Below are 9,623 nucleotides of genomic sequence, written 5' to 3' on the forward strand. Positions count from 1 at the left end.
TCCTGCGTGACGCGCAGGACCGGGGGCTGGCGCACGTCTACACCGACGCCGCGAGCGTGAAGGCCAGTGTGCTGGCCGGGGCGGACCGGCTCGGCTGCGACATGGCCACCTTCGTACCCGGTCACCCCATGGGGGGGCGGGAGAAGCACGGCCCCGGGGCGGCCCGCGCGGACCTCTTCCTGGGCCGCTCCTGGGCGCTGTGCCCCACGGGCAAGGCCGACGCCGAGACCGTCGCCACCGTCGCCGAGCTGGCGCGGATGTGCGGCGCGGTCCCCCGGGTCCTGGACGCCGACGCGCACGACCGCGCCGTGGCGTTGGTCTCGCACGCTCCGCACGTGGCCTCCTCCGCCGTGGCCGCCAGCCTGCTGGGCGCGGACGAGGCGGCTCTGGCCCTGGCGGGGCAGGGGGTGCGCGACGTCACCCGCGTGGCCGGGGGCGACCCGGCGATGTGGACCGAGATTCTCACCCACAACGCCGCGCCCGTGGCGGAGGTCCTGTCGGGGGTGGCCGCTGACCTCGCCGCCACGGCCGAGGCCCTGCGCGCGTTCGGCGCGGACCCCGACACCCGGACGGACGCGACGCTGGCCCCGGTGCGTGACGTGCTCGCCCGGGGGTGTGGCGGTCAGGGGAGCCTGCCCGGCAAGCACGGGGCGGTGCGGCGGCCCTCCTACACGGTCGTGCCCGTGGTCATCCCGGACGAACCGGGGGCGTTGGGCCACCTGTTCGCCGCGACCGCCGAGGCGGGGGTCAACATCGAGGACGTGCGGATCGAGCACACACCGGGCCTGCCGCTGGGCGTGTGCGAGCTGTACGTCCTGCCCGAGGCCGAGAACACGCTCGTCGGGGCGCTGGCCGAGGGCGGCTGGTCGGTGCACCCCGGCCGGTGATCCGGGGTTCGGACGGACGTGCCGGACCGCGTCCACGCCCGGGTACGCTGGGGCGTCGGCAAGAAGTGAACGTACGCGGGAGTCAGGGCCAGTGAGCGCGCAGGGCAGCACCGAGGGCATCGTCGTCGCGATCGACGGCCCCTCCGGATCGGGCAAGTCGAGCACGTCGAAGGGCGTGGCCAAGGCGCGCGACCTGCGGTACCTCGACACGGGTGCCATGTACCGGGCGCTGACCTGGTGGATGCTGGACACGGGCGTGGACGTGCACGACGCCGCCGCCGTGGCCGCGGCCGTGGAGCGTCCCGGGATCACGATGGGCACCGATCCGTCGGCTCCCACCGTGGCGGTGGACGGCCGCGACGTGGCGGTCGAGATCCGGAGCAAGGACGTCACCGACAACGTGTCGGCCGTCTCCGCCGTCCCCGAGGCACGTGAGCTGCTCGTGCGCAGGCAGCGCGAGATCATCGCGGCCGCCCGCGCGGAAAGCGCGGGCATCGTGGTGGAGGGGCGCGACATCACGACCGTGGTCGCGCCGGACGCTCCGGTCAAGCTCTACCTGACCGCCAGCGCCGAGGCACGTGCCCAGCGGCGCAGCAAGGAGGTTCGGACCAGCGACGTGGCCGGGACCCAGGCCGACCTGGCCCGGCGTGACCGGTTGGACTCCAGCCGGTCGCACTCGCCGCTGACGCGGACCGAGTCGGCGACCGAGCTCGACACCACGGGCCTGACCTTGGACGAGGTCGTCGCGCTGGTGGTCAAGCTCGTCGACCAGGTCCGGGAGCAGTAGCCCGGGCCGACACCATCGGCGGGTGCCCCGCGAGCGGGTGCCCGCACGCGGAGGCGTGTCCTCCGTGGCCAGTACACGGGTGCCGTGGGCGCCCGTGCCGTCACGCCCGAGACCGTGGCCCCGTTCGGGGAGCGGGACCGGGCGTTCATTCGATCCTCGCGGCACGCGTCCTGGGCGCGCGGGGACCTGGAACCGGGAGCAGTACATGAGTGACTTCGACGTCTCCGATGTCGGCTACGAGGGCGAGGAGGGCACGGAGGCCACGCCCCTGCCCGTGGTCGCCGTGGTCGGCCGCCCCAACGTGGGCAAGTCCAGCCTCGTCAACCGCATTCTCGGCCGCCGTGAGGCGGTCGTGGAGGATGTGCCGGGTGTGACCCGTGACCGGGTCGCCTACGACGCCGAGTGGCAGAACACCAGGTTCACCCTGGTCGACACCGGCGGGTGGGAGACCAGTGTGAGCGGCCTGGCCGCCATGGTCGCCCGGCAGGCCGAGTACGCCGCGCAGACCGCCGACGTGATCCTGTTCGTGGTCGACGCGACCGTGGGCATCACCGACGCCGACGCCGCCGTCACACGCGTGCTGCGCAACACGAAGCGCCCCGTGGTGCTGGCCGCCAACAAGGTCGACGGTGAGATGCAGGAGGCCGACGCGCTCGCCCTGTGGAACCTGGGTGTGGGCCAGCCGTACCCGATCAGCGCCCTGCACGGCCGCGGTACCGGTGACCTGCTGGACGCGGTCGTTGACGCCTTCCCCGAGCAGCCCCGGGGTGAGGCCGAGGACGACGCGGAGGGCGGGCCGCGCCGGATCGCTCTTCTGGGCCGTCCGAACGTCGGCAAGTCCAGCCTGCTCAACCGCCTGGCCGACGAGGACCGCGTGGTCGTGGACTCGGTGGCCGGGACCACGCGCGACGCGGTCGACGAGCTCATCGAGCTCGGCGGCCAGACGTGGAAGTTCATCGACACCGCCGGAATCCGCCGCCGTTTCCGGGCCCTCCAGGGCGCCGACTACTACGCGACGATGCGCACCGGCAGCGCCCTGGAGCGGGCCGAGATCGCGGTGGTGCTGATGGATGTCAGCGCGCCCCTGGCCGAGCAGGACATCCGGGTGGTCGAGCAGGTCGTGGAGGCCGGGCGCGGTCTGGTGCTGGCGTTCAACAAGTGGGACGTCCTCGACGAGGAGCGCCGCACGTACCTGGAGAAGGAGATCGACCGCCAGCTGTCGCGGGTCTCCTGGGCGCCGCGGGTGAACATCTCGGCGAAGACCGGCCGCCACATGGAGAAGCTGGTTCCGGCGATTGAGACGAGCCTGCGCGGTTGGGAGCAGCGGATCCCGACCGGACAGCTGAACAACTGGCTCAAGGAGTTGGTCGCGGCGACCCCGCCGCCGGTGCGTGGCGGCAAGCAGCCCAAGATCCTGTTCGGGACTCAGGCGGGCGCGCGTCCGCCGCACTTCATCCTGTTCACGACCGGGTTCCTGGAGGACAACTACCGGCGCTTCATCGAGCGGCGCCTGCGGGAGGACTTCGGGTTCGACGGGTCGCCGGTGCACATCAGCATGCGCATCCGGGAGAAGAAGAACGGCACGGTGGGGCGGGCCTCGAAGGGCAGTGTCCGTCCGGACCGCAAGCCGCGCGGTCGGCGCTAGAGACGTCGCTGCCGGTTGGGAGGGGTCGTGCGAGGTCGGGCGGCCCCTTCGCCGTGTCCGTCACCGGGGGAGGCGACGGGCGGTGCTCCCCCGGGGCGGTAGCTTGACGGGGGAGCGAGGAGGAGGAATCGTGCGCAGGGTGCTGATCAGCTCGTGTCTGGTGGGTCGTCGGGTGCGCTACGACGGGGGTGCCAAGACCGTCGCGGCCGAGGTGCTCGACCGGTGGCGGGAGGAGGGGCGCCTGGTTCCGCACTGCCCGGAGGTCGCGGGCGGCCTTCCGGTTCCGCGCCCGCCCGCCGAGATCGAGCCCGGCGCGACCGCCACCGACGTCCTGGAGGGCAGGGCGCGCATCCTTACCCCGGAGGGGGAGGATGTGACCGAGGCCTTCGTCGCCGGTGCGCGTTCGGCCCTGGCCACCGTTCGCGCGCGCGGCGTCGCCGTGGCGGTGCTCAAGGAGGGCAGCCCGTCGTGTGGCGGCAACGTCGTCTATGACGGCACCTTCTCCGGACGCCGTATCCCCGGTGAGGGCGTCACCGCGCAGTTGCTGCGCGACCACGGCGTCGAGGTGTTCAGCGAGGATGAGCTCGCGCGGGCGCGCGAGTGCCTCGACGAACTCGACGAGGTCTGAGGCGACCGCCCCGGAGCCGCTGGTCCGCCGGGCATAGCGCCCATAACGTGGTGCGAGCGCACCGGAAAGTACGGTAAGGTTTCATCCGTTGGCGGCGCCGGAGACGGGGCCGGGCCAACGGTACGGGACGTGGCGCAGTTTGGTAGCGCACTTGACTGGGGGTCAAGGGGTCGTGGGTTCAAATCCCGCCGTCCCGACGGATGAGGGGCGTTCACCCAGGTGAGCGCCCCTTTCGCGTGTCCGGAGCGAAGGTGCCCGGGCTTTCTGCACATTCATTGCGGATGGGTTCGGAACTCAGGGACAGGCGTGTTGGAGCTCATCTCATTCGGTGAGTCCGCGGTAACGGATCCGTATGCGGGCGATGCCGGCGAAGGCCGGGAGGTGATCGGCCGGTGGCGGCGGTGTAGGCGGCGGCATCCGGCCGGTCAGGCCACGGTGCGCTCGATCCGCCACCGGTGCCGCCCCAACCGCTGGGAGGACTCCACCCCCTTCGCGGGCCAGGCGGTGCACGACCCCCCGCTCGCGGAGCCAGCGGCGCAGGTGGTCGTCGTAGCCCCTGTCGCCGTGGAGCTTGGCCCAGACTCGTGCCCGGGCCCACCCGGTGAAGCGGCGGTGCGCGGTGGGCCCCGACGGGCCGAACACCGGTGGGAACTGGGCCCAGGTGCGGCCGGTCGCGGCCACGAAGATGATCGCGGCCAGTGCTCGGCGGTCTCCGTGTCTGTGTCGACCGCCGCTTTGGGGCCGGTCAACGACCTGGTCACGGCCTCGCGCAGTGCGTAGGCCGACTGCGGACGGACATCTACAAAGCTGGCTGTGTGACTTTCCACCTTGGCGGCACCCAGGCCGTGGCCGTACTCGGCCAATCCGAGCAAACCTGTCCGCGCGCGCCGACCATCTGTGACCATGCCCCCATGACCACTATCGCCCTGCACTACCGGGACGGCGCCTGGACGTCGGGCCCCGACCCCGTCGAAGAAGCCACCGAGGCCCAGACCGTGGAGGAGGACTGGCGCGACAGCGTCGCCCGTGCCGGATTCAACCGGCACCCCTTCGCCGTCTACAGCGGCCCCTACTCCTACGCCTACGCCGAGATGTTCCGAAGCGCCGACGGCACGACGTTCTTCATGAACATCGCTCACGGCGACTGCGAGCAGCACCTGTACTTCCACTCCGTGGTCGACGCCCTGGAGCACGCGGCCCGGTGGGCGCCGGCCTTCGCCCTCCAGCACGACGACCCCGACCTGGTCTCGCCCGGGGTCAGGTCCGAACCGGACCTGGAGGACGTCGACGACGAGGAGCTGGCCGCGCTGCGGCAAGCCCCCCACCCCTGACCGCCTCGCCCCAGGACCACCACGGCGCGGCCCCGTACACCACGTGCGGGGCCGCGCCGGTCTTTCCGCCAAGCTGGCTTTTCAGATTGTTTTCCCCGGTGAGGGGATCGGACGGAGCCCTCGCTCTTCGGGATCCGGGCAGCGCATCCATTCGACGGTCATCCAGCCGTCCGGGTTCGTGGGCTCGAACGGCTGGAGGTAGGCGGTGGGCGGGACGTACAGGTCGCCGTGGTGGAGGCCGGGGGAGGGGCCGGTTCAGCCGGACGCCGTCGCGGCGTGCTCCTCCAAGGCGAGGCTGACGTCCCCGAGGGTCTGCCTGAGCGTCCACAAGGATTCTTCGGGGTAGCGGTCAACCCAGCCCTTGACGCTGGTGACGTGGATGACGGCCCGCGGGTAGAAGGCATCCTTGAAGTCTTCTACCTCCTCTCCGTCGCAGATGTTCACGCCGGGTCCGGAATCCGGGGCGGGTTTCTCCACCGTCTCTTGGGCCGCCCTGATGATCTCCTCGGTACCGTCAGGTTCCCCGGCACGGGTCTGCTGTGCGTAGAAGACGAAGCGCTGACCGATCTGTGCGGCGTGGCGGGGCTCCAGGATGACGGTTCCGCCCGCGACCCGACACGTGTCGGTCACCTGCTCTTGGAAGGCGTCGATCTCCTTGCGGTGCTGTTCGGGGAGGTCGAGGCTCGACGCCATCGTGACCTCGCACGCTGTCAGGAGGGCCGTCATGGTGAGGCAGAGCGCCGGTGTCAGGAGGCGGGGAGGCTTCACGTCGGCTCTTTCGTCGGCCGGCCCGTCGGTGCTGTGGTGCTGTTCGCTGGGCGGAGTGACTTTATCACTTTGAGTTCAATATCAAGTGACGCACAGTGACCGTTCGGGGCGGTTGGGGAGGCCACGGTGTACGTCGCCACCCTGGACGGTCGTGGGCGGACACCGCCACCGGGCGCGGCGGGCTGACCTGGAAGGACGCTACCGGACAGGGAAGTGGTCCATGTTCATCCGGGTGCCTGGTGGTCCACGTTCAACCGTTGTTGACAGCGATCGGCTGGCTGACACCCGTAGACATCCGATGGGCGCAGGGTGTCAAGCCACGGTCCGCAGCTCGGGTTCGCCCGGGTTCGGGAAGGCGGTGTTCTCGTCGTCGGTGGGGTCGTGGTCCCGGAGGAGAAAACCCGATCGGTCGTCTAACACTCGGCCCCCGTACCGACATAAGCAGGTGAGAGGACGGGAGGTAAGCCCATGGGACGCAGCACCGTCGGAGACCACTATTCCGACGAGCGCGCCTTCAACGCCCTGTTCGATGAGCACTACGACGCCGTGTACCGGTACGCACGACGCAGGGTGGGCGCCGACCACGCCGACGACGTGGCCTCGGAGGCCTTCGCCGTGGCCTGGCGGAACAAAAAACGCCTGATTCCGGAACGGGAACTGCCCTGGCTGTACGCGTGTGCGCGCCGTATCGCCCTGGCCCACCTGCGACGGTCTCAGCGCCAGGAACTGATCGTGGGCTCGCTGAGTCAGGAGCCCGGACGTGTCACCGACCACGCCGACGACGCCGACCGGGTGATCGAACGAACCGAGGCCCTGGCGGCCCTGTCACGGCTGTCGGAGATCGAACGCGAACTCGTGATGCTCGTGACCTGGGAAGGACTCGACAGTCGACAGGCCGCCAAAGTGGTGGGCTGCACCGCCGTCACCGCCCGGGGCCGCCTGCACCGCGCCCGAAAGAAACTGACCGCTCACACAGCCCAGGACTCCGACCCCCATCAGGACCGCACCGTCAAGGAGGCGGCATGGACGACCTGAACGCGCTGCGCACCGCCCTGAACGGTGCCGACCCCGCCAAGGACACCGCACCCACCCCGCAGGCCCGGCAGTGGGCCCGCACCAACGCCATCCTCCGGCTGAAGGAGAACACCCCCATGGTCCGACCCCTGTGGCGCCGTATCCCCGTTCTGGCCGCTGGAGCGGTGACCGCCGCGCTGGCTGTCGGCGCCACCGCGATGCTGCTTCCCGGAGGCGACCCCCTGGGGGTGCCGGCCGCCTACGCCGCCCCGCCCGAGCCGATCGAGGTCGTGGGAGGAGAGCCGACCGACGGCACCGGGCGGCTGTTGGCCTTGGCCGACACCGCGGAGGGCCGCGGCGACGCCGAAGGCGAGGGCGAGGTCGGCTTCGTCTCCTCCACCGGCACCACCCTGTACCGACTGACCGCGAACGCCGGGGAGGACGACCCCGAGGAAACCCACGGGTACGGGTTCATCCCCTTCGAGTGGAACGAGTGGCAGGACCTGGAAGGCAACATGCGCCGGGACGAGCACCCCCAGCCACCGCTGGAGACGGGCGGGCGGGAGGCCGACCACGAGTGGTTCCTGGAACAGCAGACCGACATCCATGAGGAGGAGCTGGACCCGACGCTGGTCTGGCCCGATGAACTGCCCACGGACACCGCGGGGATGACCGATCTCCTGAGCGACTTCGGCGCGGACCCCGTCGACGACTCCCTGGCCAACCTGGTCAACTCCGTCGAGAACCTGTACGACTCGCGTCCGCTCTCCGGCGCCGAGGAGGCGGCCGTGCAGCGGATGATCGCCGAGAGCGGCGGGGTGGAGTACCTGGGTACCGCCACTGATCCGCTGGACCGTGAGGGTGATCTCTTCCGGGTCCGCGTCGAGGACGAGGTGTCCGTGGCCGAGCACCGCTACCTCTACGACCCTCAGGACGGATCGCTGCTGTACCGCGACACGACCCTGCTGGAGGAGGACTCCTCCCAGACCCAGGCCGAGGAGTTCGGACTGGCCTACCCGCTGCTGTCCGAGCAGGTCAGCTACCTCTGGTCGGGCTGGGTCCAGGAGGTCGGCCAGCGCCCCTAGGGCACCGTGGCGTGGCCGGCCCCGATGTTTCGCACCGGGACCGGCCACGCCACGTCGGAGACGGGTTCAGCGGTAGTCGGGGTTGTCGAAGTCGCTGCGGCATCCGGCGTCCCAGACCGAACGTCGGTTGCCGTAGGCGGGCACGCCCCCCGCGGCCCTGAGCATCGCGGCCAGGTGCATCAGGTTGTAGGTCATGAACGCGGTGTTGCGGTTGGTGAAGTCGTTCTCCGGCCCGCCCGACCCCTCGTCCAGATAGGACGGGCCGGGGCCCGCCTCGCCGATCCATCCGGCATCGGCCTGGGGCGGGATCGTGTATCCCAGGTGCTGGAGGCTGTAGAGCACGTTCATCGCGCAGTGCTTGGCTCCGTCCTCGTTACCGGTGATCACGCACCCGCCCACCCGGCCGTAGTAGGCGTACTGGCCCCGATCGTTGAGCAGGTGCGAGCACCCGTAGAGCCGTTCGACGACCCTCTTCATCACCGAGCTGTTGTCACCGAGCCAGATCGGCCCGGCCAGCACCAGGATGTCCGCGGCCAGGACCCGCTCGTACACCTGGGGCCAGGCGTCGACCGCCCACCCGTGCTCGGTCATGTCGGGATGGACCCCGGTCGCGATGTCGTGGTCGATCGCCCGCAGCGTGTCCACCGTGACCCCGGCCGAACGCATCAGGGACACGCTGCGTTCGATCAGGCCCTCGGTGTGGCTCAGCTGTGGTGACGGTTTCAGGGTGCAGTTGACGAACAGCGCCCGGAGCCCGTCGAAGGACGGCGCCGGATCGGTGACGGTCTCGTGCGCGGGCATGATCGGGTCCTTCCCTGCAGGCGATGGCCGACCACCAGTTGATCACGACGGGTGACCGGTTCCTCGTCATGCGCGCCGAGCGCGTCCGGCCGGGGGTGTGGGCGTCCCTCCGCCCCCATCTTTCGCGAGCCCGGGAGCGATCGTCCTTCGGCGGTCAGGCATCGAGGTCAGCGGCGGCGGTGACGTGCACGGGCGGGGTCAGCAGGCCGAGCTCGCGGGCGATGGCCGGGACTCCGGGGTCTGCGAGGAACCCTTCGTAGTCCCTGGTGTCCCAGTCGAAGAAGGACCACACCCGGTGCGTGTCCTCGGGGTCGATGTAGGCCCGTGCCGCGCGGCAGCCGTGCTCCCGCCGCTTCCGCGCGCCGATGGTTCGGAAGATTTCCAGGAACCGGTCGGGGTCGGTGACCCGGGCGACGGTGACGATCATGGCCTGCTCCTCGTCGTCGGAGTCGTCGTTCTCGTGCCGGTCGGCGGCCGATCAGGCGCGGGAGTCGAACCTGCTCTGCGCGGTGTCGGACTCCGGGTTCCGCGCCGCGGCGGAGGGGACGCGCGAGGCGGCTTCCTCGTCCATCCCCGTGTTCTTCCCCATGGCCCTCACCTACCCGCTGACCAGGCCGATACCGAACGTCGGGGGGATCCTGAGGGCAGCCATGACGCGGAGTGGCCGGGGGGCGGGG

General features: G+C 70.8%; 11 protein-coding genes, 1 tRNA gene and 1 pseudogene. 9 read left to right on the forward strand and 4 right to left on the reverse strand.

Going from position 1 to position 9,623, the window contains the following annotated elements:
• The 5 genes from D471_RS0102780 to D471_RS0102800 all read left to right on the forward strand — a co-directional run.
• Positions 1 to 887, forward strand: an 887-nt coding sequence (locus D471_RS0102780; protein WP_017597216.1) for a prephenate dehydrogenase, incomplete at its 5' end; no start/stop codon positions are given.
• Between the two features lie 91 nt (positions 888 to 978).
• Positions 979 to 1,674 carry a (d)CMP kinase gene (gene cmk, locus D471_RS0102785; RefSeq protein WP_017597217.1) on the forward strand — a complete coding sequence of 232 codons (696 nt, stop codon included), beginning with the start codon at positions 979 to 981 and terminating at the stop codon, positions 1,672 to 1,674.
• A gap of 205 nt (positions 1,675 to 1,879) precedes the next feature.
• Positions 1,880 to 3,319 carry a ribosome biogenesis GTPase Der gene (gene der, locus D471_RS0102790; protein WP_017597218.1) on the forward strand — a complete coding sequence of 480 codons (1,440 nt, stop codon included), beginning with the start codon at positions 1,880 to 1,882 and terminating at the stop codon, positions 3,317 to 3,319.
• Positions 3,320 to 3,449: 130 nt separating this feature from the next.
• Positions 3,450 to 3,947, forward strand: a complete 498-nt coding sequence (locus tag D471_RS0102795) for a DUF523 domain-containing protein (protein ID WP_026127345.1) — start codon at positions 3,450 to 3,452, stop codon at positions 3,945 to 3,947.
• 123 nt (positions 3,948 to 4,070) lie between these two features.
• Positions 4,071 to 4,144: transfer RNA gene (locus tag D471_RS0102800), tRNA-Pro, on the forward strand.
• Positions 4,145 to 4,268: 124 nt separating this feature from the next.
• Here D471_RS0102800 and D471_RS39015 read toward each other — a convergent pair.
• A pseudogene (locus tag D471_RS39015) lies at positions 4,269 to 4,691 on the reverse strand (transposase); the annotation flags it as partial.
• A 167-nt stretch (positions 4,692 to 4,858) separates the two neighbouring features.
• Here D471_RS39015 and D471_RS0102805 point away from each other — a divergent pair.
• Positions 4,859 to 5,278: a hypothetical protein gene (locus D471_RS0102805; protein ID WP_017597220.1), complete on the forward strand. Its 420-nt coding sequence runs from the start codon at positions 4,859 to 4,861 to the stop codon at positions 5,276 to 5,278.
• Positions 5,279 to 5,533: 255 nt separating this feature from the next.
• Here the strand turns inward: D471_RS0102805 and D471_RS0102810 are convergent, their stop codons facing one another.
• Positions 5,534 to 6,046 (reverse strand): hypothetical protein, encoded by a 513-nt coding sequence (locus D471_RS0102810; RefSeq protein ID WP_017597221.1) that lies wholly within the window; start codon positions 6,044 to 6,046, stop codon positions 5,534 to 5,536.
• Between the two features lie 468 nt (positions 6,047 to 6,514).
• Between D471_RS0102810 and D471_RS0102815 the strand changes: the two genes are divergently transcribed.
• The gene (locus D471_RS0102815; RefSeq protein ID WP_017597222.1) at positions 6,515 to 7,081 is read left to right on the forward strand and encodes an RNA polymerase sigma factor; all 567 of its coding nucleotides are present in this window, start codon (positions 6,515 to 6,517) and stop codon (positions 7,079 to 7,081) included.
• Positions 7,069 to 8,145 (forward strand): CU044_5270 family protein, encoded by a 1,077-nt coding sequence (locus D471_RS0102820; RefSeq protein WP_017597223.1) that lies wholly within the window; start codon positions 7,069 to 7,071, stop codon positions 8,143 to 8,145. The genes D471_RS0102815 and D471_RS0102820 overlap by 13 nt, the downstream gene beginning before the upstream one ends.
• A 66-nt stretch (positions 8,146 to 8,211) precedes the next feature.
• Here the strand turns inward: D471_RS0102820 and D471_RS0102825 are convergent, their stop codons facing one another.
• A complete protein-coding gene (locus D471_RS0102825) occupies positions 8,212 to 8,946 on the reverse strand; it encodes a flavodoxin family protein (protein ID WP_017597224.1) in 735 nt (244 codons plus the stop codon).
• A 154-nt stretch (positions 8,947 to 9,100) separates the two neighbouring features.
• On the reverse strand, positions 9,101 to 9,373 hold the full coding sequence (locus tag D471_RS0102830; RefSeq protein ID WP_017597225.1) for an antibiotic biosynthesis monooxygenase family protein: 273 nt from the start codon (positions 9,371 to 9,373) through the stop codon (positions 9,101 to 9,103).
• Here D471_RS0102830 and D471_RS41240 point away from each other — a divergent pair.
• Positions 9,372 to 9,623: hypothetical protein (locus D471_RS41240; protein ID WP_206538913.1), on the forward strand; the 252-nt coding region annotated here is incomplete at its 3' end. The genes D471_RS0102830 and D471_RS41240 overlap by 2 nt on opposite strands.

Origin of the sequence: Nocardiopsis lucentensis DSM 44048 (assembly GCF_000341125.1) — a bacterium.
Classification (GTDB): Bacteria; Actinomycetota; Actinomycetes; order Streptosporangiales; family Streptosporangiaceae; genus Nocardiopsis; species Nocardiopsis lucentensis.

Bases quoted from the DNA above. Each gene is read 5' to 3' on its own strand.
- der (WP_017597218.1), top strand. From the start codon at position 1,880: ATGAGTGACTTCGACGTCTCCGATGTCGGCTACGAGGGCGAGGAGGGC.
- D471_RS0102805 (WP_017597220.1), top strand. From the start codon at position 4,859: ATGACCACTATCGCCCTGCACTACCGGGACGGCGCCTGGACGTCGGGC.
- D471_RS0102815 (WP_017597222.1), top strand. From the start codon at position 6,515: ATGGGACGCAGCACCGTCGGAGACCACTATTCCGACGAGCGCGCCTTC.
- D471_RS0102820 (WP_017597223.1), top strand. From the start codon at position 7,069: ATGGACGACCTGAACGCGCTGCGCACCGCCCTGAACGGTGCCGACCCC.
- D471_RS0102825 (WP_017597224.1), bottom strand. From the start codon at position 8,946: ATGCCCGCGCACGAGACCGTCACCGATCCGGCGCCGTCCTTCGACGGG.
- D471_RS0102830 (WP_017597225.1), bottom strand. From the start codon at position 9,373: ATGATCGTCACCGTCGCCCGGGTCACCGACCCCGACCGGTTCCTGGAA.